The 25,958-nt window shown below is 74.3% G+C and carries 18 protein-coding genes; 8 read left to right on the plus strand and 10 right to left on the minus strand.

The genetic code is table 11. The features are described 5' to 3' along the window. The first annotated feature begins 1 nt into the window (after window position 1). The 8 genes from AB0M28_RS14040 to fabI are packed head-to-tail and all read left to right on the plus strand — an operon-like array spanning window position 2 to window position 6,925. On the plus strand, window positions 2-1,351 hold the full coding sequence (locus AB0M28_RS14040; protein WP_365402979.1) for an AMP-binding protein: 1,350 nt from the start codon (window positions 2-4) through the stop codon (window positions 1,349-1,351). Beyond that, window positions 1,351-2,406, plus strand: a complete 1,056-nt coding sequence (locus tag AB0M28_RS14045) for an acyl-protein synthetase (RefSeq protein WP_365402982.1) — start codon at window positions 1,351-1,353, stop codon at window positions 2,404-2,406. The genes AB0M28_RS14040 and AB0M28_RS14045 overlap by 1 nt, the downstream gene beginning before the upstream one ends. After that, a complete protein-coding gene (locus AB0M28_RS14050) occupies window positions 2,403-3,665 on the plus strand; it encodes an acyl-CoA reductase (RefSeq protein WP_365402985.1) in 1,263 nt (420 codons plus the stop codon). Before AB0M28_RS14045 ends, AB0M28_RS14050 begins: the two co-directional genes overlap by 4 nt. Next, the gene (locus tag AB0M28_RS14055) at window positions 3,662-4,711 is read left to right on the plus strand and encodes a CoA ester lyase (protein ID WP_365402988.1); all 1,050 of its coding nucleotides are present in this window, start codon (window positions 3,662-3,664) and stop codon (window positions 4,709-4,711) included. Before AB0M28_RS14050 ends, AB0M28_RS14055 begins: the two co-directional genes overlap by 4 nt. A gap of 56 nt (window positions 4,712-4,767) precedes the next feature. Further along, window positions 4,768-5,592 (plus strand): hypothetical protein, encoded by an 825-nt coding sequence (locus AB0M28_RS14060; protein WP_365402991.1) that lies wholly within the window; start codon window positions 4,768-4,770, stop codon window positions 5,590-5,592. Between the two features lie 4 nt (window positions 5,593-5,596). Continuing rightward, window positions 5,597-5,866 (plus strand): MoaD/ThiS family protein, encoded by a 270-nt coding sequence (locus AB0M28_RS14065; RefSeq protein WP_365402994.1) that lies wholly within the window; start codon window positions 5,597-5,599, stop codon window positions 5,864-5,866. Between the two features lie 37 nt (window positions 5,867-5,903). Then, entirely contained in the window at window positions 5,904-6,140 is a 237-nt protein-coding gene (locus tag AB0M28_RS14070) for an acyl carrier protein (protein WP_365402997.1), read from the plus strand. Then, on the plus strand, window positions 6,137-6,925 hold the full coding sequence (gene fabI, locus AB0M28_RS14075) for an enoyl-ACP reductase FabI (RefSeq protein ID WP_365403000.1): 789 nt from the start codon (window positions 6,137-6,139) through the stop codon (window positions 6,923-6,925). Before AB0M28_RS14070 ends, fabI begins: the two co-directional genes overlap by 4 nt. Before the next feature lie 98 nt (window positions 6,926-7,023). Here fabI and AB0M28_RS14080 read toward each other — a convergent pair whose 3' ends face one another. The 10 genes from AB0M28_RS14080 to AB0M28_RS14125 form a co-directional block, all read right to left on the minus strand. After that, on the minus strand, window positions 7,024-10,458 hold the full coding sequence (locus AB0M28_RS14080; RefSeq protein WP_365403003.1) for a S8 family serine peptidase: 3,435 nt from the start codon (window positions 10,456-10,458) through the stop codon (window positions 7,024-7,026). After that, entirely contained in the window at window positions 10,455-10,721 is a 267-nt protein-coding gene (locus tag AB0M28_RS14085; RefSeq protein WP_365403006.1) for a hypothetical protein, read from the minus strand. The genes AB0M28_RS14080 and AB0M28_RS14085 overlap by 4 nt, the downstream gene beginning before the upstream one ends. A 164-nt stretch (window positions 10,722-10,885) precedes the next feature. Beyond that, window positions 10,886-14,524, minus strand: coding sequence for an AAA family ATPase (locus AB0M28_RS14090; protein WP_365403009.1), 3,639 nt, complete (start codon window positions 14,522-14,524; stop codon window positions 10,886-10,888). Between the two features lie 174 nt (window positions 14,525-14,698). After that, window positions 14,699-16,387: a class I adenylate-forming enzyme family protein gene (locus AB0M28_RS14095; protein ID WP_365403012.1), complete on the minus strand. Its 1,689-nt coding sequence runs from the start codon at window positions 16,385-16,387 to the stop codon at window positions 14,699-14,701. Between the two features lie 208 nt (window positions 16,388-16,595). Further along, window positions 16,596-18,557 (minus strand): DUF5107 domain-containing protein, encoded by a 1,962-nt coding sequence (locus tag AB0M28_RS14100; protein WP_365403015.1) that lies wholly within the window; start codon window positions 18,555-18,557, stop codon window positions 16,596-16,598. Beyond that, window positions 18,554-21,040, minus strand: coding sequence for an alpha-N-acetylglucosaminidase (locus AB0M28_RS14105; protein ID WP_365403018.1), 2,487 nt, complete (start codon window positions 21,038-21,040; stop codon window positions 18,554-18,556). The genes AB0M28_RS14100 and AB0M28_RS14105 overlap by 4 nt, the downstream gene beginning before the upstream one ends. Window positions 21,041-21,123: 83 nt before the next feature. Next, the gene (locus tag AB0M28_RS14110; protein ID WP_365403021.1) at window positions 21,124-22,578 is read right to left on the minus strand and encodes a family 16 glycosylhydrolase; all 1,455 of its coding nucleotides are present in this window, start codon (window positions 22,576-22,578) and stop codon (window positions 21,124-21,126) included. A 54-nt stretch (window positions 22,579-22,632) separates the two neighbouring features. Beyond that, window positions 22,633-23,544, minus strand: a complete 912-nt coding sequence (locus AB0M28_RS14115) for a carbohydrate ABC transporter permease (RefSeq protein WP_365403024.1) — start codon at window positions 23,542-23,544, stop codon at window positions 22,633-22,635. Continuing rightward, complete coding sequence (locus AB0M28_RS14120) at window positions 23,541-24,515, minus strand: sugar ABC transporter permease (protein ID WP_365403027.1); 975 nt, start codon at window positions 24,513-24,515, stop codon at window positions 23,541-23,543. Before AB0M28_RS14120 ends, AB0M28_RS14115 begins: the two co-directional genes overlap by 4 nt. After that, window positions 24,515-25,843 carry an ABC transporter substrate-binding protein gene (locus tag AB0M28_RS14125; protein WP_365403030.1) on the minus strand — a complete coding sequence of 443 codons (1,329 nt, stop codon included), beginning with the start codon at window positions 25,841-25,843 and terminating at the stop codon, window positions 24,515-24,517. Before AB0M28_RS14125 ends, AB0M28_RS14120 begins: the two co-directional genes overlap by 1 nt. Window positions 25,844-25,958 lie beyond the last annotated feature (115 nt).

The raw sequence follows: 25,958 nt of genomic DNA on the forward strand, positions 1-25,958 counted from the left end.
CATGCTGGTCGACGCCCGTTCGGGCGCGGCGCTGTGCGGCGCCGGACTCGACGGGGCAGTCGACGCCGCCGCCGCGGAGCTGGCCGCACGGCCCCCCGGGCTGCTGGTGCTGTTCGCCCGTCGGGACCTGGTCAGCGTGCTCCGCTACCTCGCCGCCCTGCGCACCTCACGCCCCGTGCTGCTGGCCGATCCGGAGCAGTCGCCGGCAGCGGTCGCGGAGCTCGTGCGGTGCCACGAGCCGGCGTTGGCCCTCGGCCCACCCGACGGCATCGGGACGCCCGCCGGCTACGAACGGGACGGCGACGGCTGGACCCGCCGTACGCCCATGCCCCACCGCCCCCATCCCGACCTCGCCGTGCTCCTCGCCACCTCGGGCACCACCGGCAGTCCCCGGCTGGTGCGGCTGTCCGGCCGGGGCTTACGGGCGAACGCGCTCGGGATCACCGAGGCTCTGCACATCGGCCCCGACGAGGTGTCCCTGACCGGGCTCCCCCTGTTCTACGGCTACGGGCTGGCCGTGCTGAACACCCATCTCCTCGCAGGTGCCACGCTGGTCGTCACCCCCGACTCCCCGGTCTCCGCCGGATTCTGGCGCGACACCGACCGCTACCGGGCGACGGCGTTCGGCGCCGTACCCGCGACGTACGAGATGCTCACCCGGCTGCACTGGGACCCGCTCGCGCATCCGGCACTGCGCAGTCTCACCCAGGCGGGCGGGCGGCTGCGGCCGCCACTGGCCCGGGAGCTGGGCGGGCGCATGCGCGGTGCCGGACGTACCGGGCTGTACGTGATGTACGGGCAGACCGAGGCCACCGCCCGGATGTCCGTCCTCCCGGCGGACCGCCTCGACGAACTCGCGGGAAGCGTCGGCGCCGCGCTGCCGGGGACGCGGTTCACCATCGACAGTAATGACCAGGTCGTCTTCCACGGGCCCAACGTGATGATGGGGTACGCGCACACCGCCGCCGACCTGGCGCGCGGCGACGACCTCGGCGGCGTGCTCGGCACCGGTGACCGCGGCAGGCTCGACGACGAGGGACATCTGTTCCTCACGGGCCGCAACAGCCGTCTCGGCAAGGTACGGGGGATCCGGGTCGACCTGGACTCGGTGGAACAGCTGATGGCCGCCCTCGACCCGGCGCTGCGCTGCGCCGTGGCGGCGGTGTGCGACGGCGAGCGGCTGACGGTGTGGTGCGAGGCGGATGTGGCGGCGGCCGACTGGGCGGCGCTGTCCGCCCGCCTGTCGGAGCGGCTGCGGCTGTCGCCCCGCTCGTGCGCCGTACGCCCGCTCAGCCCGCTGCCCCTGCTGGCAACGGGGAAGGTCGACTACCGGGCGCTGGAGGCTACCTGATGAGCGTGTTCACCCTCCCCCAGGCCGAGCGGGAACGCCTGCTGGTGCCGGAGCTGGCCGAGCTGACGGAGTACCACCGCCGGGCGAGCGCCCCCTACCGCAACCTCCTGGCCGCACTGGGCCACTCGGCGTCAGTCGTACCGGAGCGGATGGCCGACCTCCCCTGGCTGCCCGTCGGCCTGCTGCGCGAGCGGGACTTCAGCAGCCTCGCACCGGGGCGGGCGACGCGTTCCCTGTCGACGTCGGGTACGACGGGAGCACCCACCCGGATCGCGCTGGACCCGGCGTCCGCGGCCGGCGAGATGCGGCAGGTGGTCCGTACCCTGCAGGAGGTCACCGGTCCGCGGCGGCTGCCGATGCTCATCGCCGACAGCCGCGACGTCCTGCGCTCGGGCACCGCGCTGTCCATGCGGGCCGGACTCGTCCGCGCGCTGATGCAGCTGGGGCGCGACCACGTGTTCCTGCTCGACGGCGAGGGCGGCCCCGACGCGCCGGCCGCCCGGGCCTTCCTCGCCGAGCACGGCGGCGGGCCCTTCCTGCTCTGCGGTGTCACCGCCCTGGTCTGGGAGCTGGGCCACGGACTGGCGCACCGGCACGGGCTCGACCTGACACACGGCATCGTCCTGCACGGCGGCGGCTGGAAGCGGCTGGCCGACCGGGCGGTGGACCGGGCCGAGTTCCGCGACCGTTTCCGCCGGGACACCGGGGCCACCCGGATCCACGACTACTACGGCATGACGGAGCAGGGCGGCACCCTGTTCCTGGAGGGACCGGAGGGCGACGGGCTGTACTGCCCCGACTTCGCCGACGTGATCGTGCGCGAACCGGTCTCCTGGCAGGAGGCCACGCCCGGCACTCCCGGTGTCATCCAGGTGGTCAGCACCGTTCCGCGCTCCCATCCCGGCCACCTGCTGCTGACCGAGGACTGGGGCGTGGTGCACGGGGTCGACGACGGCTACTGGCCGGGCAAGCGGTTCTCCGTCCTGGGGAGACTGCCGCGTACCCGGGCCCGGGGCTGCAGCGACACCTCCGGCACCGCGCAGGCGGCCGCATGAGCGCCGCCCCGGGACACGTGCGCGTACTGCGGGACCTCGCCGAGGCCCCGCCCGGCGGCCCGCTGCGCCACGGCGACGTGCGCGTGCTGGCCTGGCTCGACGGCCTCGGCTCACTGCTGCGCGCCCCGGCGACGGCCCGCCGCCACCCCGAACTCGGGCCGCTGGGGGCCTTCCTGGGGAGCGGCAGACTCAGGCGTCTGCTGGACGCGACGGACCCCCGCGCCCCCTATCTGCGCCGGCCCCGCGGGCTGGTCCTGCACATCCCGCCCGCCAACGTGGACGGTCTGCTGGTGTACGGCTGGGCGCTCTCGGCGCTCGCCGGCAACAGCAACATCGTGCGGATCCCGACCGGAGGCAGCGCCGCCTCCGAAGAGCTCGTGGCGCTGGTGCGGCAGTCCCTGGCCGAGGCCGACCCGGCCGTCGGCCACACGCAGCGGCCGGTGCGCTACGGCCACGACGCCCAGACCACGGCGGCCTACTCGTACGCCTGCGACCTGCGTGTCATCTGGGGCGGCGACGCGACTGTCACCGCGCTGCGCGGCCATCCCCTGCGCCCGCGTGCGCGGGACCTGACGTTCCCGGACCGCTCCTCCTTCGTCCTGCTGTCGGCAGCCGGCTGGCGGCGGGCCGACGCGGACGGGCGCCGGGAGGCCGCGGCAGCCCTGTACCGCGACGCCCTCTGGTTCGACCAGGACGCGTGCGCCTCGCCCCGTACGGTGATCTGGGCCGGCGCGGACCCCGGGTCGGTCTCCGTCGCCCGGGCCGAGCTGCGCTCCTGGCTCACCACCGTGTCACGCGAGGGCCCGCCGCAGGCCGACGCCTCGCGCGCGGTCCACCAGCGCGTGACGATGTACTCGCTGGCCGCCGACGGCACGGTGCCGGCGCTCTCGTTCACCGACACCGGGCTCGCTTTCGCCGAGCTGGGGCCGGACACCCCGCTGTGGCGCGGCTGGGCGGGCCCCGGCACGTTCGTGCAGCGGCGCATCGCCTCGCTCGACGAACTCCCGCCCCTGATCCGGCCGTCCGACCAGACGCTCGCCCATTGGGGGCTGGAGCGCCCCGAACTCGACGCCCTGGCCGAGCTGCTCGCCCCGTACGGCATCGACCGCATCGTCCCCCTCGGCCAGGCACTGGACTTCGACCCGGTGTGGGACGGCTACGACCTGCTGCACGAGTTCTCCCGCCTCACCGCCCTCGTCCCCTACGGCGCGCGGGCACCGGCACCACACCCGACGTACCGGAGGACCTCCCGGCCATGACCGACCCGAACCCCCCACGAGCCCGCCGACCGCGCCGGTCCTGCCTGTCCGTGCCCGGTGTCAGCACCCGGTACCTGGACAAGGCCCGCGGGTTGCCGGCCGACCACGTCTTCCTCGATCTGGAGGACTCCGTACCCGCCGACCACAAGACGCAGGCCCGCGCCCGGGTGATCGCCGCGCTCAGGGCCGGCGGCTGGCAGGACAAGACCGTCTCGGTGCGCGTCAACGAACCGCTCAGTCCCTGGGCCGCGCACGACGTCATCGACGTCGTCGAGCAGGCCGGATCCAGGCTGGACGCGATCATGCTCCCGAAGACCGAGGAGCCGGCGCACCTGCACTGGCTGGACATCCTGCTGACCCAGCTGGAACGGGCCGAGGGCCTGGCGCCCGGGCGGATCGCGATCGAGGCCCATGTGGAGACGGCCCGGGGGGTCCTGGCGGCGCCGGCCATCGCCGCCGCCTGCGGCCGCACCGAGGCGATCGTCTTCGGCAGCGGCGACTACTCGGCCTCCGTGGGCATGGCGCACGCGGAGGTGGGCGAGCCGCCGCCCGGCTATCCGGCGGACGCCTTCCACCAGCCGCTGACGACCATCCTGCTCGCCGCGCGCGCCCACGGCCTGCAGGCCGTGGACGGGGCGTACTTCCGCATCCACGACGCGGCCGGGTTCGACCGCGCGGCGCAGGCGAGCGCCGCTCTCGGCTTTGACGGCAAGGTGGTGCTGCATCCGGCCCAGATCGAGGCGGCGAACCGGGTGTACGTGCCCACGCAGGCGCAGTACGAGCACGCCGAACTCGTCCTGGAGGCGCACGAGTACTGCAGCCGCGAGCTGGGCCTGGGCGCCGCGATGCTCGGCTCGCAGATGATCGACGAGGCGACCCGCCGCGTCGCCTCCATGGTCGTGGCCAAGGGGCGGGCGGCCGGACTCCCGCGCTCGCGTGCCTTCGACCCGGCCACGGACCTCTCGAGGTACGCGCGGGCCGGCGTCCGGGCACGGGACAACGGCCACCGGCCGGACGGGGACCGGGAAGCGGCGGCGGGCGCATGACGGCGGGTGCGGTCCCGGGGGACCCCGGACACTACGAACTGACCTACACCAGCGGCATGTTCACCGCCCACCAGCTGAAGCCGCGCACCGCGGTGTCGCTGGCCTTCACCGGCTGGGCGCACTGGCTGCGCTGCCGCGGCGTCAGCCATGCCGCGCTCATCACGCGCCACGCCACCGGCTTCGTACCGGTGGGCGTGCGGGTCGACTACGACGAGCCGCACGACTTCCTCGACGGGGAGGCGTTCTCGGTGCGCACGGACGTGGACACCTGGCAGCCGCGCCGCTTCCCCACCTGCCAGCAGGTGCGCTGCGACATCCGGGTGGGCCCGCGCCGCCTCGCCGGGGTCCTGCTGCAGATGATCTGCGTGCGCATCGAGTCGGACGCGAGCCTGGCCGCCCGCCCGGGCACCATGCCGGCCGCGCTCGCGCCGCTGCTCCTCGCTCCGGGCCGCGCCGCCGACCCGCCCCCGCGCTACCTCAGCCGCACCCCGCCACCGGACGACGGCGAACTCGTCCACGACGGCCACGCGTACCCCTTCACCATCCACCGCGGCATGTGCGAGATCGGCGACCAGTGGTACTTCGAGAGCGTCCCCGACCTGCTGGGCGCCGCGCGCGAGACCCTGGTGTTCGCCCACGCCCGTGCGACGCCGGCGCTCCTGCCTGGTCTCAGCGCCCCGCTGCGCCGGGTGCAGTACGGCCTGCGGCGCCCGTACGGCTTCCTGGACGACGGGACCGTGCGCACCCGGGTCCGCTCACTCGGCGCCTCACTGCGATTCGAGCACGACCTGCTCACGGCGGACGGCGACCTCGCCGGCCACGCCGTGGAGACCGTTCCCGTCCCGGCGGCGCAGCCGCCGGACCCGCCACGACAGGGGTGATCGCGTGCAGTTCCAGTTCTCCGGCTTCCTGCTGCGCTACGTGGACTACCAGCGCACTCTCGACTACGACGCCGGCACGGTCGGCGACGCGCTCAGCCAGCTCTTCGACGAGCACCCCGGGCTGCGCCCGGTCGTCGTGGACGAGGCGGGTGGCGTACGCAGGACCGTACGCCTGTGCCTCGACGGCGAGTTGCTGCCCGCGAGCCGCGCGCACGAGGTGGAACTCACCGGGGACAGCCGAGTCGACGTACTCACCGCCGTCGCGGGCGGCTGAACCGCCGTCCGTACTCCCTCACGAAAGGGGCACTGCCTTGTCGCTCGAAGCCCGACTGCGCCAGGTGTTCGTGGACGCGCTTGAACTGCCGCCGGACATCGTGGTGGAGGAGCTGCGCTACGAACAGGTGCGGACCTGGGACTCGCTGGGCCATGTCCTGCTGGTCTCCTCCATCGAGAACGAGTTCGACATCGAGATCGAGATCGAGCAGTCCCTCGACATGGACAGCTTCCGCGCCGCACTTGCGCTCCTGGAGCGCAAGGGAGCCACGTGAGCGGGCTGCTTGCGGGCCGGACGATCCTCGTCGCCGGGGTGCTGAACGAGCACTCCCTGGCGTACGCGGCCGCCCGCGCCGTCGAGGAGCACGGCGGCAGGACCGTGCTGACGTGCTTCCAGCGGCCGGGGTTGGTGGCACGTGCTGCGGCCCGGCTGGTGTCGAAGCCTCCGGTGATCCCGCTCGACGTCACCGACGAGCGGGACCTCGCGGCGCTGGCCGACCGCCTGCGCCCGCACACCGACCGCCTGGACGGCGTCGTGCACGCCGTCGGCTGGGCCCCGCGCCCCTGCGACTACCCCGGATTCGCCCGCGCCGACTGGGCCCACGCCGGCCCCGTGCTGCGCGTCTCGGCACACTCCCTGGCTGCGTTGACCACCGCTGCGCTGCCGCTGATGCCCGGGCCCGGCTCGGTGGTGGGGCTGGACTTCGACAGCTCGCGGGCCTGGCCCGGGTACGACTGGATGGGCGTCGCGAAGGCCGCGCTCGCCGCCACGGCCCGCTACCTCGCCGCCGAACTCGGGCCACGCGGCATCCGCGTCAACCTCGTCTCCTGCGGCCCGGTCCGCACCGTGTCCGCGCACGGAGAACCCCATTTCGGGGAGATCGCCGGAGAGTGGACGGCCCGTGCGCCCCTGGGCTGGGACGTCCGCGACCCCGCCCCGGTCGGCGACGCGTGCGTCGCCCTGCTGTCCGACCTGCTGGCGTCCACCACCGGCACCGTCATCCACGTGGACGGAGGCGCCCACGCCGTAGGCATGCGGTCGGGGGACTCCGGGGGGTGAAGTGACGGTTCCGGGTGCGCCGCGCGGTGCGGGAACGGACGCGCTCGCCCCCGCCCGTGCGATACGGGCGGGGGCGAGCGGCGACACGCGGTGGCGGATCAGTGGACCTGGAAGGCGCGCAGCAGCGTCTGTGCGACGGAGTTCCCGGCCGCGTCCACCGCGCGGAAGCGCAGTCCCACCCAGGTACCGGCGGTCAGCTCCCCTCCCGCGATGGTGAACCGGTGGTTCTTCGGGTAGCCCGTGCGGTACACCTCGGCGGTCTTCCACGTGGCGCCGCCGTCGGTCGTGTACGCGGCCTCCACCTCGGTGACGTGCCGGTCCGCGGGCGCCAGGGCCTGGCTCGTGGCGTACACGTCCACCCGGGTGTCGCGACCGGCCCGGGCCCGGTTGGCGAGGTCGAGGTCGCGGCTGTCCCACCGCAGCTCCGCCAGCGGCAGCGCGGTGTCCGCTCCGTCGGCGCCGACGGCCACCGGCTCGGTCTCCCAGACCGTCGACGTCCGGCCGCCGAGGGGGAAGACGTCCTGACCGTCGTACCAGCGCTCCAGCCGGTACGAGGCGGCCGTGCGGCCGTCCACGGTGATCGCGGAGGAGTAGGGCAGCTGTACCCCGTCGCGGTAGACGCGGGTCCCGCCGCTGCCCCGCTGCGGTGAGGTGAACTCGCCGAAGCCGCCGCGGTGTCCGTCGGAGTCGACCATGCTAGTCCCGCTGACCGCGAGCCTGCCCGTCGAGAGCGTGGCCGATGCGGTGGCGCCGAGCGGGCCGCCCCACCAGTCCTGCTCGTACCGCTCGCCGCTGCCGTAGGCGGTGTAGCCCTGCGCGACGTTCATCGTCAGGCTGCCGCCGGGCACGGTGTCGGAGTGGAAGCCCTGGGTCGCCCACAGGACGTCCTCGGCGGTGGTGTACCGGGTCTGGTGCAGCGGGACAGCGACGTACGAGGGGGTGACCGTGTTGAGGCCGGAGATCTGCTCGCCGATCGCCGTCGTGGCCACCTGGTTGCGGTGGCTGTCCTCGTTCATGCTGTGGAAGTCGACGTCCAGCCGGGCGAGCTTGCTGACATCGGTCCCGTTGAGCTTGTGCACCGGGTCGGCGGGCACGGTGTCGCGGTGGAAGAGCAGGTCGTAGACGAGGGTCGCGTCGCCGGTGCGGTTGTCGCTGTCCTTGTTGGCGAGCACCCAGTGTTCGTCGAGCCACACGGTGTCGTCGGCGGCCCTGCCCTCGGTGGGCGTGATCCGCAGGCTGCCGCGTTCGATGAGGCCGTACGCGCCGCCGGCCAGCACGCCGTTGGAGATGATCGTGCGGGTGCTCTCGTTCACCCGGGTGAGCCTGACGAGCGCCATCTCCTCGCGGGTGGCCCTGCCTTCGACCTGGGCGCCGATCGGCACCGTCGCGTCCGCGTCGAGTTCGGCGGTCGTGCCCGTTTCCGTGACCTCTGTGGTGACCAGGCTGGTGGTCGGCCGGCCGGCGTCGTCCCATTCCTGGACTGTGCCGGAGACCGCGAGCCGCCCGGGCAGGACCGGGATGCGGGCGGTCCCGTCGGCGCCGAGCCGGCTCGTGGTGTAGGCGCCGGTGTCGAGGTTGAGCACGTACACGGTGGTGCCGGGGGCGGGGGCGCCGGTGGTGGTGTGCCCGGTGACGTTGAGCCAGCGGGTCCGGGTGGCGGTCACCGGCAGCCGCAGGGCCGTTCCGGTCGCCGGGGTGACCGTGAGCGCGCCGGTCAGAGCGGCGGCGGCGCCCTGCGTGCCGACCAGCGAGCCGTCCACGGTGACCGTGGCGGTGACGCTGCCACCGGCGGGGATGTCGGCCGCGGCCGGCGAGACGCTGAGGGCCGTCGCGGGCAGGTCGGTGCCGTCGACGGACGTTGCGAGGCTGACGGTGGCCGCCTCGGACCCGGTGTTGGTGAGGGTGACGGTCCTGGAGACCGGCCCCGTGTTGCCGGCGAGCTGGAAGCCGACGTTGCCGGCCTCCGCGACGATCTGGGCGCCCAGGGCGGCGGTGGCGTCGGCAGCGCCCGCGCCGACCGCGTCCATCCCGCCGCTCGCGGCGGTGGCGGTGCTCATCAGCACGGCCTTGATCCGCTGCCCGGACCAGTCGGGGTGCCGCTGCGCGAGCAGGGCGGCGACACCGGCGACGTGCGGGGTGGCCATGGAGGTGCCGCTCATGGTCACGTACTTCGGGTCGGGCGTGCTTGCCTTCATCGCCGAGGACTTGGGGGCCGTGATGGCGACACCCGGTGCGGCGATCTCCGGCTTCATCGCGCTGTCGCCGACCCGCGGACCGCGGCTGGAGAAGGCGGCGACGGTGCCGGTGGCGTCGACCGCGGCCACGGCGAGCGCGTCGTCGGCGCTGGCCGGCGAGCCCACGGTGCTGCTGCCGGGTCCGGCGTTGCCGGCGGCGACCACGAACAGCGTGCCGTGCTCGGTGCTGAGCTGGTTGAGCGCGGTGCTCACCGGGTCGGTGCCGTCGGTAGGAGCGGCGCCCAGCGACATGTTGACGATGTCGGCGCCCTGCTCGGCGGCCCACTCCATGCCCTCGACCGACGCTGCCAGGTCGCCGCGGCCGTCGTCGCCGAGCACCTTGCCGATCAGCAGCCGGGCGTCCGGGGCTACGCCCTGCCGGATGCCGGGCGCCGCGGCGCCGGTGCCCGCGATGGTGCCCGCCACGTGCGTGCCGTGGCCGACCACGTCGGTCATCGAGGCCGAACTGCTGAAGTTGGCCTGCGCGTCGACCTTGCCCGTGAGGTCGGGGTGCCCGGCGTCGATACCGGTGTCCAGCACGGCGACCTTGACGCCTGCCCCCGTGACGCCGGCCTCCCAGGCGGCGGGGGCGCCGACCTGCGTGAGGTTGGTGTCCCAGGCCGCGGCCTCCACCTTCCCGTTGAGCCAGATACGGCTCACCCCGGCGAGATCGTCGGCGTCCGCGTCGAGCTGGCGCCGCGGCGCCACCGAGCCCCGCTCCTTCGCCGCCCGCACATCCTTCGCCGGAACGGCGGTGGTGTCCGCCGCGGCCAGGTGCTCGCCGAAGTCCGCGGTGGCGTCCTTGTCGAGCTTGACGGCGCGGGCCCCGAGCACGTCCAGCGCACGGCCCTGGCGCACACCGTCGACCCCCGACACCGCGCCGCCGTCCGCCCGCTGCACGATCAGCGGCAGGGCAGTGGTGTGGGCGTCGTCGAGCCCGTCGGCCAGCAGCCGCGTGACGTTGAAGAGTTCGCGGTCGAGCACGGCTGCGGCGCCGGTGAGGTCGGCCACGTCGGACGGCAGGATGTACGTGTCCTCGCCGACCGTGGTGACCTCGAAGGTGACACTGGTGCGGTCGGCTCCGGGCACCGGGGACACGGAGTAGGCGGGTTCGCCGTCCGCGCCGGTGGTGACGGTGACCCGGTCGCCGGTGATCAGCGTCACCGTGGTCGCGCCGGGTTCGGCGGAACCCGGGCTGTCCGGTGCGGTCGCGGGTGCGGCGCCCGCGCCGGTCAGGCCGGTCGAGCTGACGAGCGCGACCACCGTGGCGGCGGTCAGCGCGGAACGGGCGAGTCTCACAGTTCCTCCGGGAGGGGCGGTTGTCCGACGCGTATCCGGAAGCAGGTCGAGGCGTCGCGGTGCGCCGTGTCCTCGAGCGCTGCCCCGCGGCCGGCGCACCAGCGGACGACCGCTGTTCGCACGCCCGGGTCCGAGGTCACGACCTCGATGACCCCGCCCGCGGCGACCTCCGCGGTGCGGCGGTCGAGCAGCGGCTCGACCCTCGACCAGGGCTCCCCACCCGCCTCGACCACGACGGCCGCTGCGGGAAGCTGCGCTGACATGGGGCTCCTCGGTGCCGGTTCCGGATCTCCGGTGACCGTAGGGCGTGGGTGTTACCGAGGAGTTCCCAGGCGTACGAGGTGTGAACAGCCGTCCTGCGCGGCGCGCCACCGGGCCGCCCGGCCGCCACCCGCGCGGGAGGCGTCCGGTGGGCCGCCGGTTCCCCTCAGCGCGCGCCTGCCCTCAGCAGCCGGTCCTCCGCGGCACGGTGGCCCATCGCCCGCGCCAGCCGCAGCGCCGCGGACCACTGCCGTTCGGCTGCCGCCCGGTCGCCGAGGCTGTGTAGCGCCAGTCCCAGCACCCGGCGGGCCTCCGTCTGCGCAGGCCGGTCCCGTTCCGCCCGCGCCTGAGCCACTGCCCGGCGGGCCGCCCGTTCACCACCGGCGGCGTCTGCGAGCGCCAGCAGCGCCGCCGCCTCGACGGCGTGTACGGCGGAGCTGCCCGCCGGCCCGGCGCCGGCGTGCGATGCCGCGTCCGCCGCCCCGCGCAGGCCGTCCACCCGGGCCAGCGCCTCGGCGAAACGGCCCTGAGCCAGCTCGAGTTCCGCCAGCAGCAGCTGCGCCGCCTCGATCGCCTGGGAGCTCTCACCGGCCATCCGCGCCAGTCGGTCCGCCTCCCGCAGCGCCGTGCCGGCCGGTTCGGTCCGGCCCGCGCGCAGTTCGACCTCGCCGAGGGAGAGCAGGCAGTACGGCAGGCACCACGTGGCGCCGAGCGGACGGGCCGCGTCGACTGCCGCCCGCGCCGCCTTCCGGGCCTCGTCCGGACGGCCGAGCGCCAGCTGGATCCGCGCGAGGTTGGCCCGTTCGAAAGCAAGGGCGGCGGGGTCGCCGGTGCGCTCGGCCAGCGCGATCGTCTGGTGGGCGTAGCGGGCGGCCCGGTCCACGCGCCCGGTCCGCTCGGCCAGTTCACGCAGGATGGAGCACAGCCGTGACTGCAGGGCCAGATCACCGGACGCCTCGGCGATCACCAGCGCCTCCTCGGCCGAGGCACGCGCGGCCGTGGGGCGGCCGGTGAGCAGCAGGCAGGCCGCGCGGATGTGCAGCGCCCGGCTGAGGGATGCTCGCCGCAGGTCGGACCGCGGACCGGCGGCGGCGCCGGGGGAGGCCGCCTCAGCGGCCCGGACCGCGCCGGGAGGGGCCGCCTCGACAGCCCGCGCCGCGCCGGGAGAGGCCGCCTCCGCAGCCCGGACCGGGCCGGCAGAGGCCGCCTCCGCGGCCCGGGCCGCGCAGACCAACGCCTCCTCGTAGCGGCCGACCTGGAACCAGAGGGCGGCGAGCGCGAGCTGGTGGCTGGTGAGAGCCTGCGGTCCAAGCCCGGACGGCGGTCCGCCGTCCGGCGACCCGTACTCCTCCCGCAGCAGCGCGACGCCTTCGGACGCCCGGCCGGACCGGCCCAGGGTCTCAGCCAGCAGGGCGGCCGCGCCCACCGCGCCATCCCGGTCCCCGGCCGTCCGCAGCGCCAACAGTGCGGCGCGCAGGACCTGTTCCGCCTGTTCGTGGCGAGCCTGCCGGATCAGCACCTCGGCCATCGCAAGCCGGGCCAGGGCCGCCTCGGTGCTCCCAGGGGCGTCCTCGGCGGCGGCGTCGAGCCTGGCGACGAGGTAGCCGTAGTAACGGACCGCGCTGTCATCGGCGTACAGCGATGCCGCGCGTTCGGCGGCGCGGCGCAGCCAGACGGCCGCCTCGGGGTCGTCGGCCCGGTCCAGGTGGTGGGCGAGCGCGTCCACCGCGTCCGGCCGGTGCCTGCGGACGGCTGCCGCGTAGGCGAGGTGCAGCTGCCTGCGGGTGGCCACGGTCAGCCGCTCGTACACGGCCAGGCCCACCACCGGATGGCGGAACGTCAGGCCGGGCACGCGGCGCCCGGAGTGGACGACCTCGCACTCCTCGACCACCCGGGCGGCCACCAGGTCCTCCAGAGCGGCGGCGAACCGGGGGCCGTCCACCGGCGGGTGCTGCCCGGCGGCGGCGACCTCCGCGGCCTCCGCGAGCGCCGCCTCACCGCCGGCGGCAGCCAGCACCCCCAGGGTCTGCCGGACGTGTGGGGCAAGCCGGGCCGCCCGCAGTGCCACCACCTCGCGTACCGACTCGGGAATGCCGCCGCCGAGACCGGGCAGCGGCTCGGCGTGCGGCCCCCGTCGGCTCGGGGCCTCGCCGACGGCGCGCACCAGTTCGGCGGCGAACAGCGGATTGCCGCGGGAGAGCCGATAGACGGTGTCCAGTACGTCGGCCTCCAGCGCCCCCGCGCCGTCGCCCCGCATGCCGTCACCGCCGGCGACGTCCGCCGCGAGCCGGTCGCAGTCCGACCGGGAGAGCCGCATCAGCTCGACACGGTGTGCCAGGCCCTGGCGGGCGGCAGCGGCCAGTACTGTCCGGCGCTCGTCGCCCTCCGGCAGGTCCTCCTCCCGCAACGTGGCGAGAAACCGCACAGGGCGGCCGTCGACCGTACGCACCAGATGGTGGAGCAGGCGCAGACTCCCCAGGTCGGCGGCGTGCAGATCGTCCAGCACCACCAGCAGCGGCCATTGCGTCGAAAGGCCGGCCAGCAGCGACCCCACCGCCCGGTACAGCCGGGCGCGCTCCTCCTCGGCGGTACGGACCTGGGGCGGCCCCGGGGCTGCGAGTTGGGGCAGCAGGGCGCCGAGGTCGGGATGGGCGGCGGCCGCCGCCTCCCGTTCGGCGGCGGGCCGGTCGGCGAACCAGCCGGCCAGCGCGTCGGCGAACGGTCCGTACGGCAGCGGGCCCTCGGCCTCGTGGGCCGCGCCCCAGAGCACGGCGGTCCCGGTAGCGGCGGCGGTCCGCGCGGCCTCCGTGACGAGTCGGGTCTTGCCGACGCCGCTCTCCCCGCTCACCACGGTCAGCGGTATCGCAGAGGCCTGGGACCGGGACTCCTGCGCGCGCCGTGTCCCGGACGACGGCAGCCCGGCGAGCAGCGCGGCCAGTGTGCTGTCACGGCCGCGCAACGGGGTGCCCGCGGAGCGCCGTACCGCGGCCGGCGGCACCGGCGGCGGGGTCGGCGCGGGGCGCCTGCGTACGGCCCGGCTGTACAGCTCCCGGGTCTGCGCCTCCGGTTCCGCACCGAGCTCCTCGTGCAACGCCCTTGTCAGCCGCCGGTAGTGGTCGGCTGCCTCGGCTCGCTCGCCGGCAGCCAGGCAGGCGGCGATCAGCGCCCGGTACAGCGGCTCGTCGGTCGGGGCGTCGGCGACCGCCCGCTCCAGCACCGTGACGGCGGCCCGGGGAAGGCCCGCAGCGGTTCTGGCCTCGGCGAGCGCCACGGCGACCCGCCGGCGCAGCGCGTCCAGCTCCCGGCGGCGGGCGGCGGCCCAGTCGGCGTACCGGTCCTCCGGCAGCAACTCCTCGTCGAGTGCCGCCCAGACAGCCGTCAGAGCCGGCTCGTCGCCTGCGTCCAGCGCGACGACCGCGGCCTGTTCGGCCACCGCCACGTCGACCTGCACCGCGCCCGGCACGAGGCACAGCAGGTCGCCGTCAGTGGCCAGGTAGGCGGAGGCGGCGCGCGAGGCCAGTTCCGGCTCCAGGGTGTGGCGGGCGGTGTGCAGGCAGACCCGCAGGCTGCGCCGGGCGGCCCCGGTGTCGGCACCGGGCCAGCACCACTCGGTGACCTGGTCGCGGTGGAGCCGCTGCCCGGGCGCCAGGGCGAGCAGCTTGACCACCGTACGGGCGCTGGGGCGGCGCCAACGCTCCGCGACCGGCCCGAATCCCTGCCGCTCCGCCCGGAACCCGCCGAGCAGGCGCAGCGTGAGCAGCGGCGCGTCGCGCCGCACACCGCCGTCCCGCTGATCACTGCTCATGGCGAGGGGCACTCTACTGCGCCTTCCCTTGCAGAAACCCGGGCCTGTACCGCAGCCCCTGGCAGGCAACCTGGGAGCGGGCGCCGCCGGAGCGGACAGCCCCGGAAGCGGGCGTCGCCGGGGGCGGGCGCCCCCGGCTTGCCCGCCGCCCCGGCGTTGGTGCCGCCCCCTGTGTCAGGCGCCCTCGGCGCCCCGGCGGAGCTTCCGCAGCTCGGTCTTGAGGATCTTCCCGGCCGCGGAGGTCGGCAGGCTGTCGAGGAAGTGCAGCTCGCGGACCTTCTGATACGGCGCGACCCGCTCCGCCACGTACGCCATCAGCTCCTCGGCGGACGTCCCGGAGCCGCCAGGTGTGCGCACCACGTAGGCGACCGGGATCTCGCCGGCGTCACTGCGCGCGGCGCCCACCACCGCCACCTGTGCGACCGCCGGGTGCGCGCTGAGGAGCTCCTCGAGCTGGGTCGGGTAGACGTTGTAGCCCTTGTAGATGAGCATGTCCTTGGCCCGCCCCACGATGCGCAGCAGCCCGTGCTCGTCGAAGCAGCCGAGGTCGCCGGTGCGCAGCCAGCCGTCACGGAACTGCTCGGCGGTGAGTTCCGGCGCGCCGTGGTAGCCGTCGGCGATCTGCGGGCCGCGGGCCCAGATCTCGCCGACCTCCCCGGTCGGCAGTGCGCCGTCCGTACCGAGGAGGCCGCGGATCTCGATCTCGGTGTCGAAGACGGGGGCCCCGACCGTGCCCAGCGGTACGGACGGATCGCGCTCAAGGGTCCCCGTGGACAGTCCGATGGTGGCCTCCGTCAGGCCGTAGCCCTCCGCCACCCAGGCGTTGGGGAAGAGCTTCTGCATCCCTGCCAGCGTGGTGGTGTCGATCGGGGCCGCCCCGCTGACCACCGAACGCACTGAGGGGAATCCCCCCTCCTTGTCCCGCGGGACGGCCATCAGTGCGTGGAACAGCGCCGGGGAGCCGACCATGGTGCTGGCCTGGTGGCGGTCGACGAGTTCGAGGAACAGCGTGGGCTCGAAGCGCCCCATGACCACCGTGGTGCAGGCGTTGAGGACGTTTCCGACCTGACTGACCAGTCCCAGCGCGTGGAACATCGGGGCGACGGCCACGAAGGTGTCCCTACCGACCCGGATGGTGTTGTCGGTCTGGGCCTCGGGCACCGGGTCCAGCACCACGCCGCCGTGGGCGTCGAGGGCGGGAAGGGATCCGGAGCGCCAGCAGTTCATCTGGATCACGTTGGCCACGACGTTGCGGTGCAGCACCCGCACGGCCTTGGAGCGGCCGGTGGTGCCTCCGGTAAACGACAGGTGGACCACCGCGTCGGTGGCGACCCGGGTGGCCGGGGCGGCCTCGGCGAGCAGCAGGTCGGCCAGCGGTACCGCGTCGGCCGGCGGCTGTGCGTCCTGCGGCGCGGGGGCGGCCGGAGTCGGCGGCACGGTCACCACCAGCTTCAGCGCATCGGTGCCGGCCTGGCCGAGCGCCGGCGCGGTGGCGGGATGGGTGAACGCGGCCACGACGCCGGCGTCGGCCATCTGCTGGGCCAGCAGCGCCGGCGGCAGGGTCGGGTTCAGGGGGGCGACGGTGCAGCCCGCCAGGACGACGCCGAAGTAGGAGACCGTGTACCACAGCGAGTTCGGCTGGTGCAGCGCGACCGCGTCCCCCGCCGCGAGCCCCCGCTCCCGGAGCCCCTGCGCGACACGCAGCGCACGGTCGTACAGCTCGGCGTAGGTCAGGGACAGCTCGCCGTCACGCAGCGCGACCCGCTCCGGATAGCGGCGCGCCGTGCCGGCGAGGATGTCCCCGACCAGGGCGTCGGGGTAGTCGAGTCCGGCGGGCATACCGACAGGGTGGATGGGGCTCATTCGGACATCCTCTGGAACTAGGGGGTCGTCACGCACCGAAGCGGGCCCGTCCGGCGTGGGGCGTGACCGGCTCACCCGCGAGCAGGTCCAGGGCACCGCACCGAGCCCTTATTGAACGATCGATAATCTAGGAACATCACGCCGGCTTGTCCAGACCGTTTCCACCCAGTGAACGGGATGCGACACCTCTGTTCCCGGCCGGCCCGCCTCAACGGGGCGCGCGCATCCGGAAGTCGTAGTGCGCCGGCAGCGGCACGCCGGGAAACGCCCGCGCCCACACCTGGTCGAATCCGGTGTCCCCCTCCCTGAGGTCGGGGATCTCGAACGGCGCCGACAGCAGTTCCCGGGCCTGGTCCGGTCGGCCGTCGTCCAGCGCCGCCCGGATCCGCAGCATCCGCAGGCGGCCGCGGTCCGCACCCGGGACGTGCGCCAGCAACCGCAGGCACTCCGCCGCCCGGCCCACCGCGAGCAGCAGCTCTCCGGCCTCGACCAGAAGCCGGTGCCCGTCGGGCGCCATCCGGCACGCCTCCAGCAGATGGCCGGCGGCCTCGTCCGGTGCGCCCTGCACTCGCCGTACATGGGCCAGCCCGCGCAGCGCCCACGGCGTCGGCGCTGCCGCGATCGAACGTTCGTACAGCTCTCGTGCCCGGTCGAGATCCTCACGGGCGTGCGCCATCACGGCCAGGTGCAGGGACCGGCCGCCCTGCTCGGGCGCGTGCTCGAGGCGGGCCTCCCAGTCGGCTCCGGCGATCCAGGACACCGGCGCGTGCGCGGAGACCGGCGCGTGCGCGGACGCCGGCAGTGCGCCGGTGCTGAGCAGCGCCAGCCACGGCCGCTGCTCGTCGCCAAGGGTTTCAGCCGGGAACGGGACAGCGGGGTCGTCCGGCCAGGGCTCCGCGGCACAGGCGCGGCGCGCGGCCTCCAGCGCCCCCCACCCGCTGCCGTACCGCAGCAGCTCCTCGGGGGGCGCCACTGTCCAGGTGTCCGCCCGCCGGCGGGCGTCGCCCAGCTCCCGCGCCGGCACCAGGCCGTCGACGGCCTCGGCCCCGGCGGCCACCGCGACGCCCCAGTCGGCCCCGAACGCCTCCGCGCCGGCGCGGACCGCGCCGTACGCCTCGGTCCAGGTCCACTCGGCGCCCGCGGGCATCGGCAGGTGCTCGTACTGGGTGCGGGTCATGCCCGCCTGGATCTCGATGTACGGCCGCGCGGCGCCGCCGTCCGCCGGAGCGCCCAGCCAGTCGTTCCACCGCTGCCCGCCCGGAGAGGTCCCCCAGCAGAACAGCTTGCGTCCGCGCAGCCGCCGGGTGGAGACCAGCGCCACTCCGTGGCCGCCCTCGGGGTCGACCGCCGCGATCCAGGGGCGGTCGAGCTCCGGCATGTCGAAGAACCAGTCGCCGGCGTACGGCGTACGCCCGGGCCGCGTCCAGTCACCGGCCGCCGCCGCGGGGGCGGGGACCCGTTCGATCTCCCCGGCGTACGAGGTGTGGAACGCCGAGTCGGCGGGCGCCAGCACCCGGGTGCCGGGTGACTGGGGTGCGGCGGCGTTGGTCCACCAGTACAGCGGGACGGTGGCGGAGCCGGGGTTGGTGACGCGGCCGTGCACGTACAGCACCCGTGAGCCGGTGGGGAGTTCGGCGTCGAGCTGGTACACGAGTCCGCGGATCCGCTCGTACTCCCACATCCGCAGTCCCGGTGTGCCGTCGGCGGTGCGCACCCGGGCGGCGAACAGCGGGTCGCAGGTCTGCGGCGAGTGGCCGCGGGTGCCGATGTTCCACTCGACCCCGCCGCTCACCCAGGCGCCGCGCAGCGCCAGGTTCGCGGGACGCACGGCGGGGTTGCGGTGCAGCAGCTCACGGCCGGAGTCCTTGTCGTACAGCGACCACAGGCGGCCGCCGAGACCGGTGAGGAAGGTGGCACGCAGGTGCTCGTTCTCCAGCACCACGGCGGGCAGTCGGGCGTCACGCAGCTCGCGGCCGTAGCCGTTCTGTGTCCGGTACGGGAAGGCGTTCGGCACGCCCCCGTACGCCGCGGCCTCGGCGATCTCCGGTGGCAGGTCGTCCGTCCGCAGGGTGTACGGCGGGCCCAGCAGCCCCGCGACGGGCGGCAGCGGGTCGAGGTCGCCGAGCGGGGCGGCGGGGATGTCGAGGACGGTGTGGGTCAGGGTGGTCAACGTGCGGTCTCCACAGAGGCGTCGGCCGTGCCCAGGCCGCGCGGCAGCGGGCAGGTGGTGCGGACGGTACGGGTGGTCGGGGAGGACGGGTCGTAGCTCACGGCCGCTTCCAGGGCGCCGTCGTCCGGGGCGGGCCCCGTGAGGGACCAGGTGAAGGTGAGCCGGCCGCCGGGCGGCAGCTCCACCGGCCGGTACGGCGCCAGGCCGGCGCCGCGCAGCGGCCAGGGGGCGGTGAGGCGGGCGCGGTCGACGAGGCGGGTCGTGGCGGAGCGGTTGACCACGAGAAGCTCGACCCTGGCCGCTCCGGGCGTGTCCGGACCGGCCGCGAGGTCGAGGCGCAGGTCGTGCGGGGTGACAGCGGGTTCAAGCACCTCAGCGATCTCGCGGGCCACGGTGAGCGTGTCGCCTTCCGGTGCCGGGTCGTACGGCCGGGTGCAGGCGTCACGGGACCACTGCTCCTCGACCGCGTACCAGTCGATGTCCCGCGGCGGCCGGCCCTCGGCCAGGCCCTCGCGGACGGCGGCGAAGTAACGCCGCCAGCGCATTCCGTAGAAGTCGGCGACCAGCCCGGCGGAGTGCCGGGCCGCGTAGTCGTGCAGGACGCGGGCCGTCTCGCGGGTGTCGCCCCAGGTGGTGAGGAGGCTCAGCGCGTCGTACAGCAGGGGTTCGGCAGGCGTGCCGGCGTCCGGGGCGGCCCAGCGGCGTGCCCGGGCCAGCCAGCCGCCGAGGCGGAACTCGGCGCGGGTGGCCAGGATCCGGTCGCAGGCGTCGAGCAGGTCGAGGAAGGCGGTGGACTGTACGTCGAACTCCTCGACGTCGCCTGCCTCGGCGGCGGCGCGCACGGCGGGCAGCCGGTCGCGGCTGTGGTTGGACAGCACCTGGACGGTGACGTCCACCAGGTCGTGCAGATAGGCGTCGCTGCCGGCGAGGGACGCCGCCAGCAGCTCCCGCCACGCCGCCTCGAAGTCCTCGGCGTCGTACGGCAGGATCCGGGGCCGCCAGGGCAGCGCCCGCTCGGCCGCGAGGTCGGGGCGCGCGTTGAACAGCGAGTCAGGGCCGGCGTTGGAACCGTCGACGTCGTCGCCGATGCCCAGCCCGTAGGCGGTGCGCATCAGCCCGCGCCAGGCGCGCTCCGCGTGCGGATCGCGCACGCCGTAGCGGCGGGCCGCGTAGTCGGCGGCCCAGGCGTCCAGGTCGGGCGGGGTGTCGCGCCACACCATGTCGGCGACGAGCTCGTCGACGACGGGGTTGCTCTCCAGCGACTCCGGCACGTGTGCGAGGCCCGTCAGCCGGCCGCGCAGCACCGTACCGGCGGCGAGCAGCCGGGGCGGACCGGAGGCGATCTCGGGGAGCTTGCCGAAGACGTAGCCCCTGCCGCCCCAGTTGGAGATCGTGCCGAACGCCCAGGGGGCGCCCCAGAACGCCTCCTTGCGCGCCCAGCGCGGCGTGTCGTCGGCGTTGAGGTCCACGATCAGGAGCCGGTCCGCGTCTAGCCGGGAGAGCAGTTCCTTCGACGGGTTGTCGCCCCAGCCCTGGACGACCCACAGGCCGTCCGGGCACGCGTCGAGCATGCCGCGCTGGATGCGCTCCCCGGCCGCGGCGATGTCGACACCGCCCGCGGTGCCGCCCTCGTGCAGGATGTCGGCCGACCAGGCACGACCCTCGCCGAAGTGCCGCCGCTGGGCCTCGTACCACGACCGCGCGAGCCGCGGGAAGGCGGCGGAGGCCGCGGGGTCGAGCCACAGCGGCCGGTCGAAGCCCTGCCAGTCGCTCTGGGGTACGGGAACGCAGTCCGCCGCGCGCGCGGCGAGGTCAGCGGGCACGTAACCGGCGAAGCCCGGCATGACCGGGGTGATGCCGAGCCGGCGCATGCGCTGGACGATCCGGTTCCCGAGCGCGGCGCGGCGGGTGAGGAGGTCCTCGCTGACGCCGCCGCCGAAGCCGTACAGGTTGCCCATCCACTGCCACGGCTGGTGCGCGGGCAGGCTGATCCAGGCCAGCGCCTCGGCGCGGGTGTATCCGTGCGCGGTGAGGAAGTCGGCGAGGACGGCCTCCTGGCCGACGGGGGCGAAGACGTGGGTGTAGCCGGTGAGGGCGAGCAGGTCCAGTTCCCGTTCCCACTCCTCCCAGGTCCAGTACGGGGCGGAGTAGCCGGTGACGCAGGGGTTGTGGGCGTAGCGGACGATCAGCGGGGAGCCGCGGCGGTACGGGGCCGGGGTGGGCGGCAGGTCGGCCGGGAGCCGGTCGCCGTGCCGGCCCAGGTGGCCCCCGCCGTGGTGCGTCACGTGGTGACGGACGCCGGCGAGCAGGTCGGGAACGGTCGCGGCGGTCACCGTGACCGTGCGGTTGTCGCGGAGGTCCGGGGCCACCTCGAAGCCGGGCGGCGCCTCGGACACCAGGGCCAGGCCGAAGCGGGCGGCGAGCGCCGGGCCGAGACGGCGGGTGAGGACTGCGTGGGCGGTGTTGAGGGCTGCGGCAGGCATGCGTGGAGTTCTCCATGCGTGTGGTGCGCGCCGGGCCGGGCGGCGCGCACCACGGGGCGTGCGGGTGGGCACTGACCGGTGCGCTAGAAGCAGGAGACGCCGGTCAGCGGTGCGCTGTTGAAGGCGTACACGTCGCGGACCGACCACTTCTTGGCGGCGTTGATGCCGGTCTGGCGGATCATCAGGTAGCGCCCCTGCGTGCCCTGCGGCAGGCAGGCGTCGATGGTCGGGGAGCCGGCGCCGGAGGCGAGCGGGGTGCCCCAGGACGGTGAGGACGCGTCGGACCAGCCGGCCGGATCGTCCGTCGCGTACACCTCGTACGAGGTCGCCGGTGCGCCCGTGGCGTCGCTCGACCCGGTGCCGCCGGTGGTCACCGCCTGCGGGGCGACGACGCGCAGCTGTCCGAGGTCCTGCACCTTCCCGGTGTCGACCATGAACCACTCGTCGCCGCTCTGGCTGTCGGCGCTGCGCCAGTAGTGGCTGGCACCGACCCCGTGCACCTTGACGGTCCTGGCCGCGTACTGCGTGCCGTCCGTGGAGGAGGCGCGGGTCAGCCACGGGCCGCGGTCGACCTGTGTCCACTGCGGCATCGCGGCCCGGGCGGTGTCGTCGGCGCTCGTCTGGTAGTAGTGCACCCAGTCCACGTCCATCGTTGCCTTGCCGCCGGGCGCGGTGTGGCCGGCGGCCGACAGCATCAGGTACATCGGGGTGTTCGAGACGGGGTCCGTGGCGGTGCCGTTGAGCGTTCCGGCGAGCTGTCCGTCGAAGTAGAGCTCGTATCCGCCGGGCTTCCACATCAGGCCGTAGGTGTGCCACTCGCCCGCCTTGGCCGTCTGCGCGTACGAGAAGTAGCCGAGCCTCGACTCGGCGCGGACCTCGCCGTCCGTACGGTGGACGACGAAGTCGGAGTAGCCGGGGTACGCCTCCAGCACGTCGACCTCCTGGGCGCCGCCCGGGGCGAGCGCCGCCTTCGGCAGGTCGGGGTCGTGGTAGCGGCGGTTGTCGGCGTCGCCGACGCCGTCCAGCCACATCGCCGGGCCGTAGCCGGAGGCGATGGCGCTGTAGCGGATGCGCGCCTCCAGGTAGCCGTAGGTGAAGGTGCGGTGCCCGGCGGTGGAGGCGGAGCCGCTCCTGAAGGAGACGGTGCGGCCGTCGACTGTGCCGGACGCCGCTGTGGTGTCGATGTGTAGCGTGCCGCCGCCGACCGACACCTGGTCGGCGAAGTAGCCGAAGTTGTCGTTGGGGTGGATGAAGTCCCCGGCCTTCGACCGGAAGACGGGGCTCCACTGGGTGCCGTCCAGGGCGGTGGAGTCGAACTCGTCGGCCCAGACCTGCTGGTAGCCGCCCTGGGCGAGGACGTCGTCGACGGGCCGCTCTGCAAAGTCGCCGACGGCCGAGGTGCCCGTGGCGGGCGCGCTCCCGGCGATGGCGGACCCGGCGGCCGAGACGGCGCCGGCGAAGGCCAGCGACAGGGCGAGCGCCCCGGTCACGACGCGGCGGCGGGCGCGGTCCACGGTGCGGGGGTGGTTCTCGGGCATGCCTGTACTACCTCTCCTGGGATCGGGTGGATCAGAAGCGGTGCGGTGTGGCGGTCACTTGCCGATGCCTGCGGTCATGCCCTCGACGATGTGGCGGCTGAGCCACGCGTAGAGCGCCAGCATGGGGAAGACGACGATGACGATGCCGGCGAACAGTCCGGCCCAGTCGGCCGTGTACTGCATGGAGCCGTAGAAGTTGAGCAGCGAGGCGCCCAGCGTGCGCCGGTCGCTGTCCTGGATGAGGAGCAGCACGAGGAGCGTCTCGTTCCACAGCCCGATGAGGTTGATGACCAGGACCGTGCGCAGCCCGGACATCGACACCGGCAGCATGACCCGGCGGAACGCGGTGAATCCGGTGGCGCCGTCCAGCGCCGCCGCCTCCTCCAGCTCGGCGGGCAGCCCGCGGAAGTAGCCCGTGAGGACGAAGACCGTGAAGGGCAGCGACATAACGACGTACGCGAGAGTCAGCGAGACGCGCGGGTCCCACCAGCCCGTCACCCAGTCGACCATCAGCCGGGTGAGTTCGACGTTGCCGAAGTAGTACGGCACGAGCAGCGCCTGGTGGGGGATGCTCATCCCGAGCGCGAACAGGAAGGTCACGGAAGCGGACAGCCGGCGCCGCGACCGGGACAGCGCGTACGCGGCCGGTGCGGCGACGACGACGCCGAGCACGGCCGCGACGACGGCGACCAGCGCGGTGTTGAGGAACGCCTGTCCGAAGCCGGCGGTGGACCAGGCGCGGGAGAAGTTGTCCCACTGCGAGTCGAGCGGCACGGAGAACGGGTGGGCGAAGATGTCCTTGGAGGTCTTCAGGGAGGTCGCCGCGATCCACACCACGAGGGCGATGTTCAGCGCACCCCACAGCCACAGCCCGCCGGTCACGGCACCGGGCAGCAGCCGGTCGCCGACGAGGAAGGCCAGCCGGCGGTCCCGGGCGGTGGTCCCCGGTTCGGTGGCGGTGCTCATCGTTCCTCCTGTCGTCCGGGGAAGCGGTGCATCACGATCAGCAGCACGCCCGCCACCACGACCAGGAAGACGGCCATGGCGGACCCGTAGCCGAGGTCCGGCACGCTGCCCTCGCCGGAGACGGTGAGGAACTGCTGCACCGACAGCGTCCGCGCCTCGATGGGCGGGTTGCCGGTGGTGCCGGTGAAGGCGTACACGAGATCGAAGACCTTCAGCAGGTTCACCAGGCACAGCACCGCCGCGACGGACGCCATCTCCCGGCAGCCGGGCCAGGTCACGTGCAGGAACTGCTCCCAGCGGGTGGTGCCGTCGATCTGCGCCTGCTCGTACAGTTCCTGCGGCACGGCGTCGACGGCGGACATCAGCAGCGCCACGTAGAACCCGCCGCTCGCCCAGGCGAGGGTGGCGACGATGCACCACATCACCATGTCGGGCGCCAGCCAGGTCTGTTCGAGTGCCTGCAACCCGATCGTGCCGAGGCCTTGGTTGAGCAGACCGCGCGGGTCGAGGATGAAGCCGACGGCCGTACCCACGGCGATCGGTGAGACGATGACCGGGAAGAAGACCACGGCGCGCAGGAAGCGGCGGCCGCGGGTGCGGCGCAGCACGACCATGGACAGCGCGGTGACCGCGCCGACCAGGACCGCGCCGAGCCCCAGCAGCACCAGGGTGTTGCGGAAGGAGCGCAGGAAGACCGGGTCGCCGAACAGGCGCACGTAGTTGTCCAGTCCGCGCCACTGTGCGCTCGTGCCGGGGCCGGACCAACGGGTGAGGCTGACCGCCACGCTGAACAGCGCGGGGACGATGAACAGCAGCACGTACAGCCCCAGCGCGGGGCCGAGGAACGGCCAGAACAGGCGGGCTCTGGCCTGGTCCAGCGGTCCACCGGGTGCACGGCTGCGGGTCTTCGGCGCGACGGCCGCCGGAGGCCGGGCCGTCGCCGGCCTCCGGAGTGGTGCGAGCTGGCTCATCAGCCGTGGTTCTTCCAGTACGCGGCGGTCTGCGCGGCGCCCTCGGCGACGAACTTACCGGCGCTGATCCGACCGGTGGCGAGCTTGGTGGCCAGCGGGCCCATCACGTCGACATACCAGGTCCCGGCGGCGGCAGGGGCGTTGTCGAAGCTGGGGAACGGCTCGGTGGCCGTCATGATCTGCTCGCGCACGCCGGCCAGCACCTCGGGCGCCTGGACGTCGCTGCGCGCCGGGATGTTCTGCGCCTGCCCGGCGATCTGCTCCTCGTACTTCTTCTGCATGAGGAACGGGATGAGCAGGCGCGCGGCCTGCGCGTTCTTCGCCTTGGCGCTCACCGCCCAGCCCAGCGCGCCCACCTCGACGACCGGCCGGGTGCCGCCCCCGGGCAGCTGGGGGAAGGGCAGCGCGACGGGCTTGAAGCCGGACTTCTGCTGGGCGGCGGTCTCCTGCGGCAGCCAGCTGCCGTTGAGGTTGAACAGCACCTCCCCGCCGGCCCACTGGTTCTGCGCGTTGGGGTACTTGGAGCCCGCGTAGCCCCGCTGGAAGTACTCGCCGCGCGCCAGCGTCTCCACGGCCTCCGCGGCCTGCCGGACGGCCGGGTCGCGCCAGGCGGCGGCTGTCTTGTCGGTACCCAGCGCGGCGAGGGCGCCGGCGCCCTTCAGCCGCAGGAGCGGCCAGTAGAACCAGCGGATGTTGAGGTTGTCGACGGTGCCGTCCTGGGCGATCGGTACCAGCTTGTCGTGCGCGGCGGCGTCGAGCGCCTTCAGGAAGGCGTTCCAGTCCTTCGGCGGGTTCTTCGCCAGATCCGCGTGGGCGGCACCGTCGAACCACAGGGTGGTGGAGAGGAAAGTGTGGGGGACGAAGCCGAGTTGGCCGTCGGCGGTGCGGCAGACCTTCAGGGCGCCCTCGGGCAGCACCTCGCCCAGGGTCTTCGCCTCACCGGTGACCTTGGTGGTGAGCAGGTCCGAGAGATCGGTGGTGAACCCCGAGACGTGGTAGCCGCCCAGCTTGTCGGCGGTGCAGTCGAAGAGGTCGGGGCCGGTGCCGCCGGGGACGGCGGTGGGCAGGCTGGTGGCCAGGTTGGGGCCGAGCCAGTTGATGTCGACCTCGATGCCGGTCGCCTTGGTGAACTCCTGGCAGGCGGCGTCAAGGATCTTCTGCTGCGGGGTGCCCTGGGCCCAGGCGGACCAGTAGACGACGGGGCCGGACGGCTTGTCCGCGCCGGAGTCGCCGTCGCCGTCGACTTTCTGACCGCAGGCCGCGAGGCCGAGGGCGGCGGCGCCCGCGACGGAGGAGGAGAGGATCGCGCGGCGTGATATTCCGGGCATGAGTGGGCCTTTCCAGGAGGTCGGCGAGAAGCAGGCAGGGAGGTGCGGAGCGGGCGGGTACGCGACAGGCGGCCCTGGACCAGGGCATGACGGTCCGCCCGCAGGGGGTTGGGGG

Source organism: Streptomyces sp. NPDC051940 (genome assembly GCF_040680895.1).
GTDB lineage: Bacteria > Actinomycetota > Actinomycetes > Streptomycetales > Streptomycetaceae > Streptomyces.

Coding starts and splice junctions, on each gene's coding strand:
- AB0M28_RS14095 (WP_365403012.1), bottom strand. CDS start 16,387: ATGAGCCCCATCCACCCTGTCGGTATGCCCGCCGGACTCGACTACCCC.
- AB0M28_RS14040 (WP_365402979.1), top strand. CDS start 2: ATGCTGGTCGACGCCCGTTCGGGCGCGGCGCTGTGCGGCGCCGGACTC.
- AB0M28_RS14115 (WP_365403024.1), bottom strand. CDS start 23,544: ATGAGCACCGCCACCGAACCGGGGACCACCGCCCGGGACCGCCGGCTG.
- AB0M28_RS14045 (WP_365402982.1), top strand. CDS start 1,351: ATGAGCGTGTTCACCCTCCCCCAGGCCGAGCGGGAACGCCTGCTGGTG.
- AB0M28_RS14105 (WP_365403018.1), bottom strand. CDS start 21,040: ATGCCTGCCGCAGCCCTCAACACCGCCCACGCAGTCCTCACCCGCCGT.
- AB0M28_RS14055 (WP_365402988.1), top strand. CDS start 3,662: ATGACCGACCCGAACCCCCCACGAGCCCGCCGACCGCGCCGGTCCTGC.
- AB0M28_RS14110 (WP_365403021.1), bottom strand. CDS start 22,578: ATGCCCGAGAACCACCCCCGCACCGTGGACCGCGCCCGCCGCCGCGTC.
- AB0M28_RS14050 (WP_365402985.1), top strand. CDS start 2,403: ATGAGCGCCGCCCCGGGACACGTGCGCGTACTGCGGGACCTCGCCGAG.
- AB0M28_RS14120 (WP_365403027.1), bottom strand. CDS start 24,515: ATGAGCCAGCTCGCACCACTCCGGAGGCCGGCGACGGCCCGGCCTCCG.
- AB0M28_RS14090 (WP_365403009.1), bottom strand. CDS start 14,524: ATGAGCAGTGATCAGCGGGACGGCGGTGTGCGGCGCGACGCGCCGCTG.
- AB0M28_RS14085 (WP_365403006.1), bottom strand. CDS start 10,721: ATGTCAGCGCAGCTTCCCGCAGCGGCCGTCGTGGTCGAGGCGGGTGGG.
- AB0M28_RS14125 (WP_365403030.1), bottom strand. CDS start 25,843: ATGCCCGGAATATCACGCCGCGCGATCCTCTCCTCCTCCGTCGCGGGC.
- AB0M28_RS14060 (WP_365402991.1), top strand. CDS start 4,768: ATGTTCACCGCCCACCAGCTGAAGCCGCGCACCGCGGTGTCGCTGGCC.